Annotated in this window: 21 protein-coding genes; 8 read left to right on the forward strand and 13 right to left on the reverse strand. The window is 48.5% G+C overall.

Annotation, left to right across the window (positions count from 1 at the left end):
• Positions 1 to 52: 52 nt before the first annotated feature.
• From ACR02O_RS22765 to ssb, 7 genes are all read right to left on the reverse strand, one after another.
• Positions 53 to 820, reverse strand: a complete 768-nt coding sequence (locus tag ACR02O_RS22765; RefSeq protein WP_494522451.1) for a hypothetical protein — start codon at positions 818 to 820, stop codon at positions 53 to 55.
• A 2-nt stretch (positions 821 to 822) separates the two neighbouring features.
• A complete protein-coding gene (locus ACR02O_RS22770; protein ID WP_494522452.1) occupies positions 823 to 1,764 on the reverse strand; it encodes an AAA family ATPase in 942 nt (313 codons plus the stop codon).
• Between the two features lie 111 nt (positions 1,765 to 1,875).
• Positions 1,876 to 2,088 carry a hypothetical protein gene (locus tag ACR02O_RS22775; protein WP_494522453.1) on the reverse strand — a complete coding sequence of 71 codons (213 nt, stop codon included), beginning with the start codon at positions 2,086 to 2,088 and terminating at the stop codon, positions 1,876 to 1,878.
• 319 nt (positions 2,089 to 2,407) lie between these two features.
• Positions 2,408 to 3,409, reverse strand: a complete 1,002-nt coding sequence (locus ACR02O_RS22780) for a YqaJ viral recombinase family nuclease (protein WP_494522454.1) — start codon at positions 3,407 to 3,409, stop codon at positions 2,408 to 2,410.
• On the reverse strand, positions 3,406 to 3,741 hold the full coding sequence (locus ACR02O_RS22785) for a hypothetical protein (RefSeq protein ID WP_494522455.1): 336 nt from the start codon (positions 3,739 to 3,741) through the stop codon (positions 3,406 to 3,408). The genes ACR02O_RS22780 and ACR02O_RS22785 overlap by 4 nt, the downstream gene beginning before the upstream one ends.
• Positions 3,742 to 3,836: 95 nt before the next feature.
• Entirely contained in the window at positions 3,837 to 4,892 is a 1,056-nt protein-coding gene (bet, locus tag ACR02O_RS22790) for a phage recombination protein Bet (protein ID WP_494522456.1), read from the reverse strand.
• Positions 4,893 to 5,041: 149 nt separating this feature from the next.
• Positions 5,042 to 5,470, reverse strand: a complete 429-nt coding sequence (gene ssb, locus ACR02O_RS22795) for a single-stranded DNA-binding protein (protein ID WP_494522457.1) — start codon at positions 5,468 to 5,470, stop codon at positions 5,042 to 5,044.
• 38 nt (positions 5,471 to 5,508) lie between these two features.
• On the opposite strand from ssb, the gene ACR02O_RS22800 reads away from it, so the two are divergent.
• The 3 genes from ACR02O_RS22800 (at position 5,509) to ACR02O_RS22810 (ending at position 6,725) form a co-directional block, all read left to right on the forward strand.
• The gene (locus ACR02O_RS22800; RefSeq protein ID WP_494522458.1) at positions 5,509 to 5,769 is read left to right on the forward strand and encodes a hypothetical protein; all 261 of its coding nucleotides are present in this window, start codon (positions 5,509 to 5,511) and stop codon (positions 5,767 to 5,769) included.
• Between the two features lie 81 nt (positions 5,770 to 5,850).
• Positions 5,851 to 6,528: a hypothetical protein gene (locus ACR02O_RS22805; RefSeq protein ID WP_494522459.1), complete on the forward strand. Its 678-nt coding sequence runs from the start codon at positions 5,851 to 5,853 to the stop codon at positions 6,526 to 6,528.
• Positions 6,525 to 6,725 carry a DUF7706 family protein gene (locus ACR02O_RS22810; protein ID WP_494522460.1) on the forward strand — a complete coding sequence of 67 codons (201 nt, stop codon included), beginning with the start codon at positions 6,525 to 6,527 and terminating at the stop codon, positions 6,723 to 6,725. The genes ACR02O_RS22805 and ACR02O_RS22810 overlap by 4 nt, the downstream gene beginning before the upstream one ends.
• A 161-nt stretch (positions 6,726 to 6,886) precedes the next feature.
• On the opposite strand, the gene ACR02O_RS22815 is transcribed toward ACR02O_RS22810, so the two are convergent.
• The 6 genes from ACR02O_RS22815 to ACR02O_RS22840 form a co-directional block, all read right to left on the reverse strand.
• The gene (locus ACR02O_RS22815) at positions 6,887 to 7,849 is read right to left on the reverse strand and encodes a ComEC/Rec2 family competence protein (RefSeq protein WP_494522461.1); all 963 of its coding nucleotides are present in this window, start codon (positions 7,847 to 7,849) and stop codon (positions 6,887 to 6,889) included.
• Positions 7,842 to 8,939 carry a patatin-like phospholipase family protein gene (locus tag ACR02O_RS22820; RefSeq protein ID WP_494522462.1) on the reverse strand — a complete coding sequence of 366 codons (1,098 nt, stop codon included), beginning with the start codon at positions 8,937 to 8,939 and terminating at the stop codon, positions 7,842 to 7,844. The genes ACR02O_RS22815 and ACR02O_RS22820 overlap by 8 nt, the downstream gene beginning before the upstream one ends.
• Complete coding sequence (gene cap2-3, locus ACR02O_RS22825; RefSeq protein ID WP_494522463.1) at positions 8,939 to 11,191, reverse strand: anti-phage 6A-MBL system cap2_3 protein; 2,253 nt, start codon at positions 11,189 to 11,191, stop codon at positions 8,939 to 8,941. Before cap2-3 ends, ACR02O_RS22820 begins: the two co-directional genes overlap by 1 nt.
• Positions 11,191 to 12,351, reverse strand: coding sequence for an anti-phage 6A-MBL system MBL-fold protein (gene mblB, locus ACR02O_RS22830; protein ID WP_494522464.1), 1,161 nt, complete (start codon positions 12,349 to 12,351; stop codon positions 11,191 to 11,193). The genes cap2-3 and mblB overlap by 1 nt, the downstream gene beginning before the upstream one ends.
• A 162-nt stretch (positions 12,352 to 12,513) precedes the next feature.
• Positions 12,514 to 12,786, reverse strand: a complete 273-nt coding sequence (locus tag ACR02O_RS22835; protein ID WP_494522465.1) for a hypothetical protein — start codon at positions 12,784 to 12,786, stop codon at positions 12,514 to 12,516.
• Positions 12,787 to 12,881: 95 nt separating this feature from the next.
• Positions 12,882 to 13,052, reverse strand: coding sequence for a hypothetical protein (locus ACR02O_RS22840; RefSeq protein WP_197484904.1), 171 nt, complete (start codon positions 13,050 to 13,052; stop codon positions 12,882 to 12,884).
• A gap of 116 nt (positions 13,053 to 13,168) precedes the next feature.
• Between ACR02O_RS22840 and ACR02O_RS22845 the strand changes: the two genes are divergently transcribed.
• The 5 genes from ACR02O_RS22845 (at position 13,169) to ACR02O_RS22865 (ending at position 19,667) form a co-directional block, all read left to right on the forward strand.
• Positions 13,169 to 14,074 (forward strand): WYL domain-containing transcriptional regulator, encoded by a 906-nt coding sequence (locus tag ACR02O_RS22845; RefSeq protein ID WP_494522466.1) that lies wholly within the window; start codon positions 13,169 to 13,171, stop codon positions 14,072 to 14,074.
• A gap of 79 nt (positions 14,075 to 14,153) precedes the next feature.
• A complete protein-coding gene (locus ACR02O_RS22850; protein WP_494522467.1) occupies positions 14,154 to 16,523 on the forward strand; it encodes a type I restriction-modification system subunit M in 2,370 nt (789 codons plus the stop codon).
• Between the two features lie 6 nt (positions 16,524 to 16,529).
• A complete protein-coding gene (locus ACR02O_RS22855; protein WP_494522468.1) occupies positions 16,530 to 17,633 on the forward strand; it encodes a PDDEXK nuclease domain-containing protein in 1,104 nt (367 codons plus the stop codon).
• Complete coding sequence (locus tag ACR02O_RS22860; RefSeq protein ID WP_494522469.1) at positions 17,626 to 18,915, forward strand: restriction endonuclease subunit S; 1,290 nt, start codon at positions 17,626 to 17,628, stop codon at positions 18,913 to 18,915. Before ACR02O_RS22855 ends, ACR02O_RS22860 begins: the two co-directional genes overlap by 8 nt.
• Positions 18,912 to 19,667, forward strand: a complete 756-nt coding sequence (locus ACR02O_RS22865; protein ID WP_494522470.1) for a Fic family protein — start codon at positions 18,912 to 18,914, stop codon at positions 19,665 to 19,667. The genes ACR02O_RS22860 and ACR02O_RS22865 overlap by 4 nt, the downstream gene beginning before the upstream one ends.
• Positions 19,668 to 19,671: the final 4 nt, after the last annotated feature.

Below are 19,671 nucleotides of genomic sequence, written 5' to 3' on the forward strand. Positions count from 1 at the left end.
CCCCGCTGGGGCCGATGTGCCCCTGTCGGGTTAAATGAAAATAACAAACCGGTTAAAACCAGCAGTCGTCCGTGTCGGACATCGCCGCTGCCAGATTTAATCGGGGTTTGAGCAGACCTAGCACTTCTGCGGTGTCCCGGATGCTGTCAAGATCAGTGCCGAAAAATGCTAGCACCTCCTGTTCAACTTTCAGATCGACCGAGAGGTCTCGGGCAGTTTCGGTGGCAATATCAATCGCCACGCCTTTAAAGCCTTTTGTTTTCAGTGCCAGTAAATACAGCCAGGGCAAAACGCCATGGGCTGATTTGATCTGACCACTGAGTTCAAAGGGTTCGGCATTGAGGGTGGCATCAATCCATAGTTGCCAGCCATCCCAATCTTTTTTAGGCTTAGAGTGCTGATCCGATACGGAATGAATAACCCCGATCAGTCGCCTGACCTCGATACCCAAGTCCACTCGGACAGCTCGCTTTGCATGGCAATTAATGGTCCAATACAAGGACTCGACTGGCTGTGCCGGCACAGACACGGGATTTTCATCAGATTCAGGCCATTGTGATGGTGTAGCCGAAGTCTTACCCGGAAACACCACATTGCCGTTCACATCGATATCCACTGCGCCGACCAACACATAGCCCTTGGCTTGTTTTTGTCGTTCAATGTCGCGCTGCTTAACGCCGTATCGGTTGCTAACGCCCGGCAAACTATCTGCCGTTTTGCCCCAACGGGTGGTGATTGATCCATCCGAATTACTCCTGACCGCCCAGTCTTTGGAACTGCCGTCACCGTTACGATGACGATAGAGATTCCAGGCTGCCATGGTCACACCTGCCAGTCATCGCCAAACACATCCTTGGCGATGCGATGAATCGCTTCGCGTTCGGCGGGTTCGGCTCGGAAGGTCAAGGCCCGGTCCAATGAATACGCCAAGGCATTGGGGGCACTTTTGAAGGTGGCCACCAATGATGCCCAACGCACTAATCCGCGCGTGGATAAGGTCACCGACAACATGCCACCGCCATCCGCGCCGCCGACAAAGACTTTACGAATCTGATTGGCGACTTTGATCATGCTTTCTCGCACCGTTTCCGGCATGGTCGGCACCACATCGGCTAACAGTTTCATTTCGTCTTCGGGTTCGGGGTAACCGACTTCCATCAAACGGAACCTGTCCAAAAACGCCAAGTTTTGCCGCAACACCCCTTGATACAATCCCGATTGATCACCAGACCCGGCACTATTGCCGGTGGCGACCAAACGGAATTTCGGATGTGGGGTAATCACATCGCCGGTCTGCGGAATTGTTAGAGGTTTCCCTTCGACTATTTCATTCAAGCCGATTAACTCGGCCGGATCAATGGCGTCGATCTCGTTGATCAACAGCACGTGGCCTAGGCGGACTGCCAGGGTCAACGGACCATCGATCCACTTCATCGCGCCGCCGTCGACCAGCATGTACTGACCTAACAAATCGTTGAGTTCCAGTCGACCGTGACCGGTGACTGAATGTACGCCCCAATGCAGGCGCGCCGCGACTTGCTCCAACAACGAGGTTTTACCGGAACCGGTGGGGCCGGTCAGGTATAAGCCGTCGCCATTGTGCGCGCCTAAAAATGCCAACACATCTCGCAAGTGATCCTTACGAAACACATAGGGCTTTTGTGCCGGTACATAGGTATTTTGTCCAGGGATAAAGCCTTCCACTTTCATGGCGGCTGGTGCAGGTATGCCGAATGTGTCGGCAATTGAATAGGATTGATACATGGTGAGCTCCTCGAGGACTAGCCTCAAATGACAAGGGGCGCACCGCCCCGAGGGGTGATGAGCCCCAACGGGTGATTAAAACCCTAGTAAACCAGGGTGGATAAAAAATAGTTAACGCAACTGCATCACACAGTACATCGCCCATTCGGTGCGGGCCAACAGCTCCCGATCCATCAAACGCACAATACGCTGAATGTCGCTTCTCAAACCGGGGTCCGAGATTTGACGATGCATTTCCAGCAACAAACGCTTTTTGGCCTGAATGTCGTTGCTATGGGCAACGTTCAACCAGCCATGCAAGGTTTTCCAAAAGTCGTGATTCATAATGACCTCCTTCAATGGTTAAAAGGGGTCACCGAGTCCCGCAGGGGTAATGAACCCCAACGGGACAAACAAAAATCACCAGGCTTGACGCACCTGGCACACGAGGCAAACGCTCATGCCGCTTAACAACGGAACGCCGGTCGAAACCGGATTCGGGATTCCACGAAGGGAATGCCTGAACGATGCGGGTTTTGGGTTGGACTTTTTTTTAAAGCCCAGCCTAAAACCGACACGTCGGCACCGAATGTATGTTCCTGTCCATGAAGCGACACCCTGCAACCACCAGGGTTACAGGATGTCGTGAAACGAACCATCAAACTCAAAACCAAAAGTCCACGCCAGCCAGGTCTTTCAAGGCTTGGGCATCGAACGGGACTTCGGCGTGTTTACCGTCGTCGTCCCGGCAGGTCACACGGACTCGCGTGGCAGACGGTTTTCGATAGACTTCCAGCGCCGAAGCCTGAACATCCGGTTGCAAGGTTTGAAGTGCCGCCTTGTAATCGATGGCACCCTGGCTTTGAAAACGGCTGATCCGCAACCCGGAATGCTCGGCAGCCACGTAATCGCCCATCAACGCCACCAAAGTGTCTTCAATGCGCGACTGCTCCTCTTCCAACTGGTTGAGTTGGCTTTTGAGATCCAAGATAGTCAACGCCCGTTGCCGATACGTCGCCGCCAGTTGTTGCCATTGCCGTTCCGCCTCACCGTGCGGCAAATACAAATCGCGTTCGGGGTCCTTAGGCGGCTCCTTTTTCGATTTGACCGCCGACCAGAAATCCATCGCGGACTCGACCAGTTCGATGAGAAAAGTCTCATCGCGTTGAATTTCAAACTCTACGTCTTGGCCTTGGTGGTAGAAAAACAAAAAGCCGCGTTGTGCTTCGGACACCAGTAGTTGCTGCTGCACCTGGCACCAATACAACTGATAGGCCGCCGAGGCTTCCCGATTCAACACTACATCCAAAAACGTGGTCTCGTGGGGGCATTTGATTTCTACCGGTTCATTCGCTTCGGTCAAGCCATCGAACGATGCCCGCATCAAGGGAAACTGTTCCGACTCGCCGCAAAGCGGCAACAACATCAGATCGTGTTTATCCTCGAAGCGTTGCAAAGCTTCAGGCTCCTGCTGGATACCAGCGCTGATCAACGGGTTGTTGTCCAGACTGGCTTCCAGTACCAAGCCAATTTTCTCGGCCCAGAGCCGCCAATAGCTTTTGTAGGGCGAGCGGTTCATGACAATAGCCGCTTCACTGGCACTGACGCCTTGTGAACGCCAATGCCGCCATGCAGTGGACCGTTGCGAAACGTCGACGACGTTCATTGCCAGGCATCCGGTAACTGAATGTGGCAGCCTAACCGCAACGAAGGCACGCCGCGTTGGGTTAAATGCTGTTCACAGCGCTTGGCCCAATGGAAATCGGCAAATAGCAACAACACGGCATCCGCAGTTGGCAATACCAAGCCGCCAAAACTTTCCACCAAATGGTGTAATTCCGCTTTAGAGGGTTTGTCGACCTCTGCTACGGCTACGCCCGGTTTAAAGTTGCGTTCTAAAAAGCCGCGCCCATGTCGGCGAATCACCGTGGGTGAGTCGTAACGCCGCCAGTCGGTATGACAGGGCAGCCGATTTAGCGATTGATCGATTGCATTCATGATCTCTCCTTAACTAAAACTCAGAGCATCATGAATCCCCACACGGGCGAGTCATGACGCCATGAAGGGGTGGTAATTGAATGTGATTGAAATGACTAACGGTTGGTACTCAAAGCCTGACGCGCCTGTGTCACAGCCATGTCCTTCGGTGACAATGGCGGCATGGCCGTCGCTTCAGATTGTCCCAATGCCGGTGTGGTCCTGGGTTCAACCTCCGATACTTTGTCTAACTCGGCCAAGGCAAAGGTCAGATCGATGCCTTTGAACTTCTGATTGGCATAGTCGTAGGCGGCTTTCCAGGCTCCTGCCGCCGCAGTACGTCTAACCAGTTCTGCGACCGCCTTTTGTACCTTGGGATGGATTTGCGACAGATCGATGACACGATTTGCATCATCGCCAGCATCGCCCCCAAAATCGTGATCGACGCTGCCAACCTCGGCTGCATTCACAACCGTGGCACTGCCATCGATCACGTTACCGTCGGCAATATCGTCAAGAGTTTTGCCATCCATTTCCTCGGCGGCATAGCCGCATTCCTCCGGAAAGGCTGCACGCAAGGATGCCGCTTTACCGCATTTGGCCAATTGCCCTTTGGGGCGTTTGATCCACATGGCGGTCGGCACTTGCGAGTTTTTGCCGCCGGCGGTGCTGTAGGCTTCGAGCCAATAGACTTCCTCGGTAAAGGCGCAACGTTTACCGCCGACAATCCGGTACACAGTAACCGCCACCCATTCGGGAAAGGTCACGGTGACACTGGATTCCTGCCATTGCTCGTTGTCGTCCTTGTAGCGACCGGTAAAGGTTTTGGTGATATCAGGACCCCAGACGGGTCTGTCCATGCCGGCCCAAACACCGGTACGAGACGCGGTCGTCTGGATTTCCATGATGGACGGCCAGACGGTTTCGACATTGCGGCCTAAAACGGCACTCCACATCGGTACGATATGCACCGGCTTTTTGAAGATGTCGAGCTTGCGGGCCTTGCAATAGTCCAGCGCCATCAGGATGGCTTCAGGGGTTTTAGCTGTAGGGAAAGTCACTTCCGTCAATACCTTCCAGGACTGCTCCGATATGCCGTAGCCTTGCTGGGCTGCCATCGGCATGGGTAAGTCGCGCGACTTAGGTTGATAGTTTCGGTTTTGATTGTTCATGGTGGGTCTCCTTCAATAAAAAAAGGGAACGCCATGGCCCCAACGGGGAATAGTCGTCCCCTTTGGGTTGAAATACCGAAACAGCGAAGACTGGTCGGCAGTGATTTAAAATTTACCCGCGCTTGCGGCAGCTCATGAATCGCCTGGGTTTAGTTGAGCGGCATATCGGCATACTCGTCATCCCAATCAGCGTCTTCTGATGCCGGGTTCGATGAGGAACCGTTTGCAGAGGCGGGCACCGTTGGGCGATCGAGTAGTTGCAACTCATGCACAACCACTTCCGTGCGATACCGCTTTTCGCCGTTCTTATCCCATTGCTGGGTGCGAAGAGCGCCTTCCACATAGATCTTGCTGCCTTTCTTCAACAGATCGCCGGCGGTATCGGCCAGTTTTTTAAAAAACACGACCCGATGCCATTCGGTACGCTCCTGTTTGGCGTTTTTTGCATCTTTCCAAACCTCACTGGTTGCCAAACGCACTGCCACGACTTTGCCGCCGTTATTCGGTAAATAGCGAATATCCGGATCGGCGCCGAGACGGCCCAGCAAGATGACTTTGTTTACACCACGATTGGCCATGATGATGTCCTCCTATCGGCCGCGCCCGACAAGTGAAAATGAAACCCACCTGCGCGGCGATGAGTCACATCCGGCAGGCACATTACCGGCTAGGAATACGCACTCCCAGACAGGATGAAAATCTAAAACACAACCATCACATCAGGCTTGACGCACCTGACACGCCGATGGTTAACCACCGTCGCCGCTTAAAAACGGAACGCCGACCAAAGCCGGATTCAGATGTGAAAAATCACATCATGAAAGGTGTTGCTATTGGAGCAGATTTTTTCGAAAGGTCGTTCGTGAAATCGCAATAATTAGCGCGATTTCGCGAACAGGACAGAAATAAAGACGCCGTATCATCCGCCCCTGATGAAATCATGCAAATAGGTACTGACATGGCAGAAATACAGGTACGGGAAAAAAGCAAGCGACCTCATATCAGTCGGCCGATATTCGAGCGCACATTTAACATCAACAGCGAACAAGCCATTCGCGTCATCCGTAACAGCTATAACCGGTTGATGGTTTCGTTGTATGCGATCGACGTGATCCTGCGCATTATCGGTCGGGAAGAAACCGTTGATGAAATCGAAAGCATCGTCGGTCAGATGATTGCCGAATGTGCGGAGCAACTGCAGCAGGAAAAACTACGGTTAGAAAAACTCAAGGCCGACAACGGCATCACCGAAACACCGACATACACGCACCCCAGGGAATTTGTGGCGAAAATCGCCTCGCCGCAGATTGCGCAATTCGTCGAGTTGATTCGATTGCTGGATCAATTGATGATTGTGATGGACACCTTGTGGCTATGCCAGGTCATCTCCAACAAACATTGCATCGAGGCCCGTTACCAGTGGCAGCAACGGTTGCAGCGACTAGCCAATAAAATTGTGACGATGGAAAGACATGCGCATCAAGCAGCGTATGAACAAGGGCATGGTGAAGAGGTAAGATTGGCTAGGCAAGAGTCGGGACTGTTGGCTGAGCCGGAACGAATCTCGGAAGACGAGGATTCAATGGTTGATGGCAATGAATTATCTCCAAGTTCGGAAAAGGCCGGTGCGCAATGACTGCTAATGCGAATGAAATAAGCTTGAGAGTGCCGTTATCCGAACAAGAGGCTTGGGATTTGGCGCAATTTCTAAAGCGAGCTGGGTTTGCCGATTTTCGAAGTAACGCGGTCGATGATGAGGAGGCTTACCGAATGCAGTCGGTTGCAGAAAAGGTCAAAAAAAATTTGGCAGCCATCGGCTATGGAGGACGCTAACGAAGTATTATGGCGAACGCATAACTTTGAGTTCTCCAGGAGTTGCCGTGGTAGTAGCTACATATAGTGGTCGCGAGTCGCTTACTAGTACAAGGGATTGTGATTGACCACGGCAAATATGGGAGAGCCTAACTTTTGCTCGGTATCTCGCTTATTTTTTACTATCGCTTTATTCCCTTAAAACCTGGGCTAAGTAAATTTCGCAAACTATCAGAATTCATAGATAGCCAGTGTGCTTTTCGTGGCTTGTATTTAGTGGATGACGATATTTTCTCTGAATTACTATTAAGGTTAGTTACTTGATAACTGGAGCTATGACTACCCGTTGACTCGATTACTACATCACCCGTTTTAGTTGTAACAAGTTGAATGCCTTGTTCGTATAGAAGCTTTCTAATTTCAGTACTAGGGTGTTCATACTGGTTGTTAAAATTGCTACTACAAATTGCAACCGAAGGTCTAATATGCTCAAGAAATTTCTTATTAGTAAAACCATTATCAGCTCCGTGATGCGCGAGAATCATAATATCCACTTCGCGACAGAGAGTTTTACATCGACGCAGCATTGCAGCGATATTTTGATCTTCAACATCACCTAGGCTCAGTACGTTAAATGATCCACGGCGGAAGAATTTAATCGTCGAATTATTGTTTGCTGAAGAATATAGTTGTTTGGGATGATAAAAAATATCTCTGTAGCCTAATTCAGATGCAGTATTCAAAGAGGCGATATACGGTGGATCAATAGATTGTGTTTTAACCAAATATCCGTTTGATTTAGATTTACGCTGATATGCTCTAATTAGAGATAAGCAAGTTTTGCCGTTTTCTGTGTGCGGTTCATATCCAGGATATTCAATTTTAATCGGTAGCAGGTTGATTAATATCCAGTTTAATCCAGAGATGCTGCAATGATCCTGATCCCAACTTGTTATATGTAGTGTGTCAATCTTAGTTTTTCCACAGATTAAGAGTTCAACCTGAAGCTGAGGGTTGTTTAAATCAGTAATCACACTTTCGATTAATGTGAAATGATCATTAGCATAATAGGAAAACGATGATCCTGCTTGACCCAATTGATAAGCCCGAAAACGAGTTACCACCGACTTGAGTTTATTAGACATTTGGTTTTGTTAACCCATATTGTGTTTCGACTTGGAGAGTAACGCGGTATCCATGTTCTGCCAGTAAGTCAAACTCATGGTGTTTAAGTTTTCGAAGGGTAGTTGGAAATCCGGCTGCAAACCTCGAAGACTCACATTCCAAGCCTTCAGTAACTGGAGAATTAATATATAAATAAGCGCCACCAAACATTTCTTCTTTAAGAAAATCGGCAAAAGATCGAACGCGTAATGCGCGGGTTTGATCAGACATGATGTCAGCGACTCTGGCCAGACGGAAAGGATTTAGAGCAAAATATGAAAAGCCAATCTTGAGCGGGGCTCCAGCGTCAGAAACGATAATGAGTTCACCAGGGTGCTTAGGCTTCCCCTTTCCGCCGTCAAATAAGGGTTCAAGCCCGAGGTTGTCGTACACACCACCATCATATAGATGGAGTTGTCTAAAACTTATGTCAACCGCCTGTTCTTCACCAGTTGGCGCATTCCATGAGGATCGTTTGAACCACTGAAATTCGGTAGTATCAATCTGAAGTGGTCCGAACCCTCCGGGAAATGCTGCGGATACGGCTAGCGCATTTGCCAAGGGAAAAATACCGGGAGCAGCATATCCAATGGTGTAATCTCCAATGCTATTGCGTTTGAACCGAAAACGCTTTCCGTTTTCAGCGGTCGTTCCGTTAATTGACCACTCTGGTGTTTGAGGCAAATTGTCAAGATGTTCGATAATTTCCCATTCCTGTTTTAATGCCAAAGCAAGGAGATTTGCACGGGAAAACAGAAATTGCCAATTTTGGGGTTTCAGAAGTTGACGCACTGCACCCCACTGCAAACTGCGGCTACAAAGTTTTTCTCGTAGCGTAGGGTATATTTCATTCAGAAATTGCGAGGATGTTGGCCATTGCATTTTTGCTTCTTTTAACATCAGACCTATCAATAAACTTCCACCAGAAACCGTAGAAATGCGGCGAACCTCCTCTAGCAAGCCTCTTTCAGCCAAAACACGAAGAACGCCCAAATGGAACACCATTGCGCGTATGCCACCACCCGAAAGCGCCAAGGAAATTGGTTTGTTTTCCGAATGTGATGTGTTCATCAGCCAACATTCCCTTTCATTATTCTAATCTCATGTTCGCCGACAATAAGCGAAACGGCAGGAAGTCCATCGTCAGCCATATTTAAACTAAGATAGGCTAATTGCGATATATCATTCTGACTCGGCGTAGCAGGGTAATTTTTAGGATGGCTATGCCATTCGCCAATATATTGGACGATACCGGCTGTTCTTTTAGAGGCTTCGGCTATTTTCTCCATAAGATCTTCTGTGCCCCTTTCAAATGAGTTTGTCGTTGACACGCTGTCTGGAGGAGCTACCAATGCGTCAACTATTAATATAGAATTGATATTGAAATCGATATAACCAATCAATACGCCTCCAGTTTCACAGGGTAAAGCCAGATTCCGAAAATTTCGGAGCTTTTCTTCTAGGCCAGAATCAATACTAATTTCAAGATTTTCGAAATTTAGTTTTCTTTCTTTATAAACGACCTGTTGATAAAAATTTACATTACCTAATTCGGGGTCTCGCTCCCAAATACGAATAGCGGCTTCGGGATGGATGGAGATTTGTTGAACCTGTTCTGCTAGTGTTGCAGCGTGTGCAGTTATTCTGGAATAAGGTAAGATGGTAGAAATATCACGACAACTAGCGCCGCTCCAAAACGTTCCAAGGTTGGCTTTAAGATGGCTTTCACCCCAGGAGCTATTGATTACAGCCCTGTAATACTGAGCTTCAATTGTTCTAAGGCGAATTGCACGTGCTTTATCTTCAGCGAGAAGCACCGCTGCATTTCCATCGGGTGTTATAAAGACCGATATATGTCTCGCAAAACTATCCTGCAAGCTAGCAAAACGGGGGTACTCTAAAGTCGTCGATGCGTCGACAACCAGTTTGGTTGTCGACAGGACTTCTTTAGTATTTGGTCTTGGAATTGTTACATCGTCGCAAATTGCAACAATCGAGCTTGCCCCCATTGTCATCGCATCATGCAAATCTGCTACGGCTTCTGACTTATTAAGGCCCAGTTGTGTGCCAAAGGCAATGTGACGAGCCAGATTGTGTGGCTTTAAATGATCCTTATCTACCACGGTCCATTGCCCCCACCCGCTTCGGCCCCATAGATTAAGCATCGCACTACCGAGGGAACCTGCCCCGATAAGGACACTTTGTTCACCTGTATCCGTCAATCCAGACTGCGCGCGAGCGGTTGCGGAATCCAAAGTCCGCAAAATCTCCAATGGGAAAAGCAAATTTTCGCGCCAAGAAGCGTTTTGGCTGCCAGAAAGTTTGCCGAGGCCATCTTTGTAAAACAACTGGTTGTGAACAATCAATGTTCCCAGTTCCTTACCCAAATTTAAGGCGCCTGTTTGCATTAAAAAAGCACGTACAGCTATTTTTTCGGGTGCCGTATTTTCGCTCCTACAGATGGGGATAAATAACAGTATTACAGTCAAGGTTCCGTCTGAATTGACCGGAACACCTTTTTCATTGACTAATTGTTCAATTTGACGTTGGAGCTCTGAGTTTAAATCGACATTTCGCTGATTTAGGAGATCTGCCAATTCCCCTAAAGTTGATGGGTTATGCTCAACATGACCATGAACAATTGGCGGTAATCGAAGCGTGATGGGTTTAATACTAAATTTATTGGATTCGGCTTGAGAAGCTGGCAAGATAAAAAACGTAACACTTTCATTTGCTCTTTGGGGCCCTGTTGCAATCAAAAAATGTTGACTCTGGTCTTCGATAAGCGTATCAAAATTCCATGGCAAAATCAGTTCGTATGGCGAGTTAAAAAATAATTGTTCGACAGGCTGATCGGCTGGATGAAGTTCTCCGGTAGCGGATTTCTCAAGCCACCATTGCACACGGCGAAGAAAGTTTTCCGCAGTCCATGTTCTTAAAACTGCAATGGATGGCTCGAAATATAAACATAAATTAGCAGGCGTGTTCACCCTGACGCTATTCAGATGCATTAGAAGCGGAAAATCTTTACGTAGCGCCAACACTTCAACAATTTTTGATGAATCCTCTGGAATGCAAATCGCCAGCCGTTCACGGAAATTGATCCCGAAAGCATTGTTCGGGGGGATGTTATGACACTCTACATCAAGAACAATGTATTCAATGGCAGGAAGCGCGTCATCAATACTTTTGAATAGTTGATGAATGTGAAAATCATTATTCCGATGGGTAGCCGCATAGATTGCCTGAGCCCGCAGGTTTTTAAATTGCGAACTATTTTCCAGTTCTACAACATTTTCAAGCGAAAAGTACTGGGTATCCATCAGCCAGCTCGCGGTGGTCTTGATGTAACAATGGCAGCCGCCCCAACACTTGCAGCGCTTCGGTTAAACATGACACCAGATGACGAAACAGTAAATTCCAAGGGTTTCGGCCTACTTGCGTTTGGTTCCTCCATGGTTACCAATAATGTCCGTCCGCCTACTTCTCGAAGATAGCGCTCATATCCATTTCTTGTTTGAATATGAGGGGGCAGAGATTGCTGATATCCGTCCTTGCAGTCAGGGATAGGTTTGCTGGAGCTCACTAAATACGCGTCACGCTTGCCCTGGAGCAACAATTCCTTGACTAAAGGCTTCGGTGTCGTTTCCTTTTCCCCTTTGTCATCGCTCATTGCCAGATAGCTACAATGATGAGGGAGATTGTAGAGATTCCATGCAAGCCGATCATGATTGTTATGAGCACGGGTTATAGTCACGATCTCTTCAAGTACCTCCCACTCGGCATCACCAACTTGCAGGAAGTCATAAGTCAAGCCATCGGCAAGGAAACGGACATTAAGAATCAGGGCTGCACGATTTCTAATGACATCTGAGCCATCTTCACAGTGTTTGATAAATGGCGAATGGCAGAAAAATTCAATGCCATCGCTATACAGCGAAAATCCTGGAACCAACTTTCCTGCGTCTACAAACAGGTGATCACGTGCAGACGGTAGTTCACCCCTTTCCTTAAGTTTTGGTATTAACCAATCCATCAAAGCAGGTGGCTTGGAAAAAACCAATATATCCTTGCCCTCAAGTAACCTATATCTTGCTTCTTGGCGGAGAATGACAAATTCGTCGCTCTGCTGGTCATTAGTAGCTTCTTCGAGCAGCATTGCCGCTGGAACCCACAACTTCTTAATTTTGATACGGTCATTACCCTGATATTTAGCTGCGTATTGCAGTTCAAAGAAATCCGTACTGCCACAAATGTGATCCAGGTCAGCATGTGTAAACGCAACCACATCGAAATAATCACGATTTTCTGCAGCTAACTCTTGTTTAAGTTGCGACTTGAGATCTATCAATGGACTGTCTTTGTCTTCGCCGTTGCGGCGATGACAAAAATCAAATAGCACTCGCCGACCACTCGATAAAACTATCTGACTCGTATCGCCATTGCCTACCGGATAAAAGAAAACTTTATGGGTTGTAGTCATTAGCTTATTCCTTTGTGAAGGGGTCGAGGGAACTGAGTGTTGTTAGCATTCTATTGTTATGAGTGCTAATTACTATATACAGTGGTAAAAACTAAGTCAATATCATATATATTGTGTTTAGAGTTGGGTTGTTAAGGCGGCAGATTGAGATGGAGGACTAATTCAGTAGCGATGATCTCTAATGAAAGCTTGATACGACTTCGCTCCAAAAAAGATTGCGAAAGCAGCGATCATTAGAGGCAGCAGGAAATACACCCAGCCAAAGCTTTGAGCTAATGGTCCTAACAGAGTTGATGCCGATGCTCTTGCATATTGGTCAACTGCCAAGTCTAAAGCCCAAAACGACACAAACATCAAAACAGTGCTGACAATCGCACCAACCTGCCAAAACATATCGGTTAAATCGGATAAAACATCAAATAAGTCTTCCGACATAGATTTTCTTCTTCTGCGCCCCATATGGCCTCCAGTTATCGGTTTAGAAATGCGGCTTTATCGAGTCATTTCAACTGTCAAAAGCCGCGGGTTAATTACTTCTCTTTGGTTACGCCCTTGAACGGCTTGCCGTCGGACTTAACATCCATGAATCTACCGGTATTTGTGTCACGCTTGACCCAATGGCCTGAAGGCGTTTGGGTTTGCGAGCGTTCACGCACGGCGCCATTGCGATGACCATCGCCTGCTGGTGGATTTGTAGCCACATCACCTCCTATAGGTTATAAAAAATGATCTACATGAAAATATTACATAATCAAAAAGATTATGTCAATTATTCAAAAAGTTGATTTATGCGCTAAAGTCTTTAGAATGCAACTCTATGAATAGCGAAACTCAACCAACAGCAACTCTAGAAGCACTGAGCCACGCCCAGCGTGAACGGCTCATCTTTATTGAATTTCGTTTATATTTTCTCGGAGACATTGGGCGCCAAGACCTAATGCAACGGTTCGGCGTAGCACCTGCTGTTGCTACACGTGATTTTGCGCTCTACCGCGAGCTGTTCCCGAGCAACATCGATTTTGATAACAAGTCCAAATCCTACGTAATTGCACAAACGTTCTCTCCGGCATTCCAACATTCTGCGGAACGCGTATTAACCGCGCTATCACGCGGATTCGGGGATGGCATCGGTGGCAGTAGCGAGCCGTTGCTGACATGCGAATTACCGAAAGTGCTTAATCAGCCTTCGATGGAAATCCTGGCGCCGATTGCTCGAGCGATCCACCAACGAAAGATCGTCAGCATCGACTACACCTCACATAGCAGCGGATTTTCGACACGCGAAATCGCGCCGTTCGCTTTGGTCAATGATGGCTTGCGTTGGCACGTTCGCGCCTATGACCGTAAAAGACCCGATTTTCTGGATTTCGTCATCACCCGGATACCGAGAAGCCAGTTAATCGAAGAGGGACAGGTGTTACCTCACGAACTGCCCAGTGCAGACATTCAATGGAACAGGATCGTGGAATTGGATCTGGTGCCGCATCCCAATCAGGAGCACCCGAAGATCATCGAAAACGATTATGGGATGACCGATGGCGTATTGCATTTAAAGATGAGAGCCGCCGTTGCCGGCTATGTTTTGCGGCAATGGATCGTCGATTGCTCATCCGGGCACAGCCTGCAAGGCAAAGAATATCGCTTATGGTTAAGAAACCACCTGGCGCTCTATGGTGTTTCCAGCGCCCAGTTTGCCCCCGGTTATGAATTTCCCGAGGTTTGATTAGCTGGAACGCTATACCCCCAGGGCACAAGTCAAATAGAGACACGATATTTACGAATTGGACAAGTAAAACCAACGCATGAATCACGCAGCACACAATAAACTCGTTTCCTTTATCTGGTCGATCGCCGACGATTGTCTGCGCGATGTCTACGTCCGCGGCAAATACCGCGATGTCATCCTGCCGATGGTGGTGTTGCGCCGCCTCGATGCGCTGTTAGAACCCAGTAAAGAAAAAGTCTTGGAAGAGTTGGCGTTCCAGAAAAACGACATGGGGCTAACCGAGTTGGATGATAACGGCCTGAAAGACGCTTCTGGCTATGTGTTTTACAACACCAGTAAATGGACGCTGACGCAATTATTAAAGACCGCCACCAACAATCAGCAAATATTGTTGGCGAATGTCGAAGACTACCTGAACGGCTACAGCGCCAACGTCAAGGAAATCATCGACAAATTCAATCTCAAAACCCAAGTGCGCCATATGGCCAGCAAAGATGTTTTGCTCGGCGTTCTGGAAAAGTTTACCTCGCCTTATATCAACCTCACACCGTATGAAAAGGTCGATCCGGAGGGCAACCGGCTACCCGTTCTTAGCAATCTGGGGATGGGCTATGTCTTTGAAGAGTTGATCCGAAAATTCAACGAAGAAAACAACGAAGAAGCTGGCGAACACTTCACGCCCCGTGATGTGATCGAATTAATGACCCATTTGGTCTTCGATCCCGTGAAAGATCAATTGCCGCCAGTCATGACCATTTACGACTCGGCCTGCGGCTCCGGCGGCATGCTCACCGAGTCACAAAACTTCATCAAGGACGAGGAAGGCACGATTCGCGCAACCGGCGATGTGTATTTGTACGGCAAGGAAATCAATGATGAAACCTACGCCATCTGCAAATCCGACATGATGATCAAGGGCAATAACCCCGCCAACATTCGCGTCGGCTCCACGCTGTCCACGGATGAATTTGCCGGCACCTACTTTGATTTCATGCTCTCCAATCCGCCCTATGGCAAAAGCTGGGCCAGCGAGCAGAAATATATCAAAGACGGCGGCGACGTGATCGATGCCCGGTTTCGGGTGACGTTAAACGACTACTGGGGCAACCCGGAAACGCTCGATGCTACGCCGCGTTCGAGTGATGGCCAATTGCTGTTTCTGATGGAAATGGTCAGTAAAATGAAACCGCTGGATAACAGCCCGCACGGTTCGCGCATCGCTTCCGTGCATAATGGCTCCAGTTTGTTTACCGGCGACGCCGGCAGCGGCGAAAGCAATATTCGTCGCCACATCATCGAAAACGACTTGTTGGAAGCCATTATCCAGCTACCCAACAATCTGTTTTACAACACCGGCATTACAACTTATATCTGGTTGCTATCCAATCACAAGGCCCCCGAACGTAAAGGCAAGGTACAACTGATTGACGCCAGCCAGCTTTACCGCAAACTGCGCAAAAATCTTGGCAATAAAAACTGCGAATTCGCTCCGGAACATATCCAGACCATCGCTGAAACCTATTTAAACTTGGCCACTCAAGAGCGTCAAACTGATGAAGCGGGTATCGCCGCTCGGGTATTCGACAACAGCGATTTCGGCTATTACAAGGTCAATATCGAACGTCCGGACCGCCGCAAGGCCCAATTTAGCCTGGTGCGCATTGAAACCTTACGTTTTGATAAGTCGTTAAATCAGCCGATGCAGTGGATTTACCAGCAATGGGGCGATGCCGTCTATCATCCCGGTTGTTTGGAGCAACACGAAAAAACCATTCTGGCCTGGTGCGAAGACAATGAACTGGGCCTCAATGCTAAAAATCGCAGCAAATTGCTCAGCCTGGATACCTGGCTGAAACAACAAAACCTGATGCAAACAGCGCAAACCTTGATGGCGACGATCGGTAGCGACGAATCCAGCGATTTCAACCAATTCAAGACTTCCGTTGACGCCATTCTAAAGACGCAAAACATCAAACTCAGTGCCAGCGACAAAAACGCCATCCTCAACGCCGTCAGTTGGTACGACGAAACCGCCGAAAAAGTCATCGCGCAAACCTTCAAACTCAATGGCGATATGCTCGAAAAGGTCTTGCAACGCCTGGATTGCAGCGAAGATGAGCTACCCGATTTTGGCGTTTACCCCACCGGTAAAAAAGGCGAATACCTCAGCTACGAATCCAATGCCGATTTGCGCGACAGCGAATCGGTGCCATTGAACGACCAGATTCACCGCTACTTCCAGGCCGAAGTGAAACCGCATGTCGCAGAAGCCTGGATAAACCTTGATTCGGTCAAAATCGGTTACGAAATCAGCTTTAACAAATATTTCTATCGGCACAAACCGCTGCGCGGCATGAATGACGTGGCTAAAGACATCATCGCCCTGGAAAAGCAGGCCGAAGGCTTGATTGCCGATATTCTGGGCATTGACTTAAACCTGCTATAGGCGACGATGATGAACGATGCCGAACCATTGAAATCAGCCAGCCCACATCCGTCGCTATCCGATGGACTAGCGCCGCTTTTCAGCAACATTGCTCTGGTTATTCAACAGTCACGTCAGCAAGTACAGCAGGCCGTGAATAGTGCGATGGTGCAATGCTACTGGCAGATTGGCTGTTTGATCGTCGAACATGAACAACAAGGGCAGGCGCGCGCTGCCTACGGTAAACAACAATTACAAGTACTCTCGCAGCAATTGACGTTGGAATTCGGCAAGGGTTTTGATGCCAGCAATTTGCGGAACATGCGGCGCTTTTACTTAACTTTCCCAATTCAAGAGACAGTGTCTCTCAAATTGAGTTGGTCGCATTACAAGCTATTGGCCAGTATCGAAAGCGACCAAGCTCGCGCATGGTATCAGCAGGAAGCCATTCAGCAATGTTGGAGCGTGCGGGCACTGGAACGACAGATCGACAAACTCTACTACGAACGCCTGTTATCCAGTCAGGATAAAGCGCAGGTTCAAGCCGAGGCGCAGCAGCATATCGCCCATGAAAACCAGCGGCAACAGCAACTGCGGCCTCAAGATATATTACGCGATCCCTATATTCTCGATTTTTTGAACCTGCCCAGCCAGCACTTGTTGGAATCCGATCTGGAACAAGGCCTGCTGGATAACCTGCAAGCCTTCCTGTTGGAATTGGGCAAAGGCTTTGCGTTTGTTGCCCGGCAACAGCGCGTCCGCACCGAAGACCAGGACTTTTACATCGATCTGGTGTTTTATCATTTCAAGCTAAAGTGCTTTTTACTGATTGACCTGAAACTGGGCAAGCTTAGCCATCAAGATGTGGGCCAGATGGACAGCTATGTGCGCATCTACGACCAACAGCAACGATCGGCGGACGACAACCCGACCATCGGCCTGATTCTGTGCAGCCAGAAAAGCGAAGCGGTCGTAAAGTATTCGGTGTTGACCGACAGCGAACAATTGTTTGCCGCCAAATATCTGCCGTTTCTACCGACCGAAGCCGAGCTGAAACACGAATTGGAACGCGAGCGGATAAAAGTGCAGGCGCAATTGCTGAATAAAAAGGATGAGGCGGACGATGATTGAGCAACTGGCGGAGATGCCCACTTACGAGGCTTATAAGGATTCCGGCGTGGAATGGCTGGGGGAGATTCCGGCGCATTGGATGTTAACTCGTTTAGGCACGCGTTTTGAAGAACGCAGGCAAAAAGTTTCTGATAAAGACTTTCCACCCTTGTCGGTCACAAAAAATGGAATATTGCCGCAATTAGATACTGCGGCAAAAACTAATGATGGTGACAATAGAAAATTGGTAAAAAAGGGCGACTTTGTTATCAATAGTCGATCAGATCGAAAAGGTTCTAGTGGGGTTTCCGATAGAGATGGTTCTGTTTCTCTGATTAATATTGTTTTGACGCCGAATGGCATTGACTCCCAATACTGTAACTTTCTTTTGAAAAGTTACGCATTTATTGAAGAGTTTTATCGCATGGGGCATGGAATTGTTGCCGATCTTTGGACTACTCGCTATGACGAGATGAAGGCGGTTATTTTGGGAATTCCGCCTTTACCCGAACAAACCGCCATCGCCGCCTTTTTGGACCGTAAAACCGCGCAAATCGACCAAGCCGTGGCGATCAAGGAACAACAAATCGCCCTGCTCAAAGAGCGCAAACAAATCCTGATTCAAAATGCCGTCACCCGTGGCCTAGCCCCCAATGTGACTATGCTAGACTCCGGGGTGGAATGGATCGGAGAGATTCCGGCGCATTGGGAAGTACTGGCAAACCGTGCATTATTCAGGCAACGAATCGAACCAGGCGAAGAGGGATTACCATTGCTATCCGTTTCAATTCATACGGCTGTTTCTTCGGAAGAAATATCCGATGAAGAAAACATCCGAGGTCGAATCAAAATTGAAGATAAAACCAAATATAACTTGGTTCAGCCAGGCGATATAGTCTTCAATATGATGCGTGCTTGGCAGGGTGCAATTGGCGCAGTGGTAGTTAAAGGTATGGTTAGCCCTGCCTATATTATTGCCACACCGAGCCAAAAAATAGCCTCTTCATATTTTGAGTATCAATATCGTTGCCCGGAATTTATTCAACAAATGGACAGAAATTCAAAAGGAATTACCGATTTTCGGAAAAGACTGTATTGGAATGAATTTAAGCAATTGATGACTGTCGTTCCTCCTGTTGAGGAACAAACTGCCATCGTCACCCACATCGAAACTCAGTCCGCCAAAATCGATCAGGCCATTGCCATCCAGCAGCAACAAATCGATAAACTCAAAGAATACAAAGCCACGCTGATCAACAGCGCCGTCACCGGCAAAATCCGCGTTCCTGAGGTTGTCGTATGAGCGCTTTAGCCGCCTTGCTCGAACAAGCCGATGCCTTGCTGAGCCAATTGCAGGAATATCGCGATTGGGATAGCCGCAGCGTGGACAAGGCTACCGACATCGAATACACCTACGACAGCAACCGCATCGAAGGCAACACGCTGACCTTGCGCGAAACCGATCTGGTGATCAACAAGGGACTGACAATCGGCGGCAAGCCGCTGGTCGAACATTTGGAGGCGATCAACCATTACGAGGCGGTGGAACTGATCCGCGAGATGGCCAGCCGTGACGCCATCTTCAATCGACACGACTTGTTGACCTTGCATGCCTTGGTCTTGCGCGGAATCGACAAACAGTATGCCGGGCGGTTTCGGGATATTCCGGTGATGATCAGCGGTAGCCGGCATACACCGCCGCAGCCCTGGCTACTGGAAGAGCAAATGACCGGGTATTTTGAGTTCTATGCGAAAAACCGGCAAAGCCTGCATCCGATTGTGCTGGCCGCCGAGCTGCATGAACAACTGGTGACGATTCATCCGTTTGTGGATGGCAATGGCCGTACCGCCCGCTTGGTGATGAATCTGGTTTTGCTGCAACACGGCTACCCAATAGCCATTATTCACGGTGACACCGAATCCCGGCTGGCTTATTACGATGCCTTGGAGCAATGTAACTTGGGGCAGGATAAACAGCCTTTTCATAGTTTGATTGCCGAGAAGGTCATCGAAGCCGTGCAGCGCCGATTGGCGCTACTTCAAAAAAAGGAGTAATCAG

The organism is Methylomonas sp. PHL2-19, from assembly GCF_059331595.1.

What these genes read in the sequence shown, in the direction of transcription:
- cap2-3 (WP_494522463.1), bottom strand. Translation starts at nt 11,191, where the DNA reads ATGGATACCCAGTACTTTTCGCTTGAAAATGTTGTAGAACTGGAAAAT.
- ACR02O_RS22775 (WP_494522453.1), bottom strand. Translation starts at nt 2,088, where the DNA reads ATGAATCACGACTTTTGGAAAACCTTGCATGGCTGGTTGAACGTTGCC.
- ACR02O_RS22860 (WP_494522469.1), top strand. Translation starts at nt 17,626, where the DNA reads ATGATTGAGCAACTGGCGGAGATGCCCACTTACGAGGCTTATAAGGAT.
- ACR02O_RS22780 (WP_494522454.1), bottom strand. Translation starts at nt 3,409, where the DNA reads ATGAACGTCGTCGACGTTTCGCAACGGTCCACTGCATGGCGGCATTGG.
- ACR02O_RS22770 (WP_494522452.1), bottom strand. Translation starts at nt 1,764, where the DNA reads ATGTATCAATCCTATTCAATTGCCGACACATTCGGCATACCTGCACCA.
- ACR02O_RS22865 (WP_494522470.1), top strand. Translation starts at nt 18,912, where the DNA reads ATGAGCGCTTTAGCCGCCTTGCTCGAACAAGCCGATGCCTTGCTGAGC.
- ACR02O_RS22845 (WP_494522466.1), top strand. Translation starts at nt 13,169, where the DNA reads ATGAATAGCGAAACTCAACCAACAGCAACTCTAGAAGCACTGAGCCAC.
- ACR02O_RS22765 (WP_494522451.1), bottom strand. Translation starts at nt 820, where the DNA reads ATGGCAGCCTGGAATCTCTATCGTCATCGTAACGGTGACGGCAGTTCC.
- ACR02O_RS22815 (WP_494522461.1), bottom strand. Translation starts at nt 7,849, where the DNA reads ATGTCTAATAAACTCAAGTCGGTGGTAACTCGTTTTCGGGCTTATCAA.
- ACR02O_RS22785 (WP_494522455.1), bottom strand. Translation starts at nt 3,741, where the DNA reads ATGAATGCAATCGATCAATCGCTAAATCGGCTGCCCTGTCATACCGAC.
- ACR02O_RS22850 (WP_494522467.1), top strand. Translation starts at nt 14,154, where the DNA reads ATGAATCACGCAGCACACAATAAACTCGTTTCCTTTATCTGGTCGATC.
- ACR02O_RS22855 (WP_494522468.1), top strand. Translation starts at nt 16,530, where the DNA reads ATGATGAACGATGCCGAACCATTGAAATCAGCCAGCCCACATCCGTCG.
- ACR02O_RS22800 (WP_494522458.1), top strand. Translation starts at nt 5,509, where the DNA reads ATGAAACCCACCTGCGCGGCGATGAGTCACATCCGGCAGGCACATTAC.
- ACR02O_RS22805 (WP_494522459.1), top strand. Translation starts at nt 5,851, where the DNA reads ATGGCAGAAATACAGGTACGGGAAAAAAGCAAGCGACCTCATATCAGT.
- ACR02O_RS22810 (WP_494522460.1), top strand. Translation starts at nt 6,525, where the DNA reads ATGACTGCTAATGCGAATGAAATAAGCTTGAGAGTGCCGTTATCCGAA.
- ACR02O_RS22835 (WP_494522465.1), bottom strand. Translation starts at nt 12,786, where the DNA reads ATGTCGGAAGACTTATTTGATGTTTTATCCGATTTAACCGATATGTTT.
- mblB (WP_494522464.1), bottom strand. Translation starts at nt 12,351, where the DNA reads ATGACTACAACCCATAAAGTTTTCTTTTATCCGGTAGGCAATGGCGAT.
- ACR02O_RS22820 (WP_494522462.1), bottom strand. Translation starts at nt 8,939, where the DNA reads ATGAACACATCACATTCGGAAAACAAACCAATTTCCTTGGCGCTTTCG.
- ssb (WP_494522457.1), bottom strand. Translation starts at nt 5,470, where the DNA reads ATGGCCAATCGTGGTGTAAACAAAGTCATCTTGCTGGGCCGTCTCGGC.
- bet (WP_494522456.1), bottom strand. Translation starts at nt 4,892, where the DNA reads ATGAACAATCAAAACCGAAACTATCAACCTAAGTCGCGCGACTTACCC.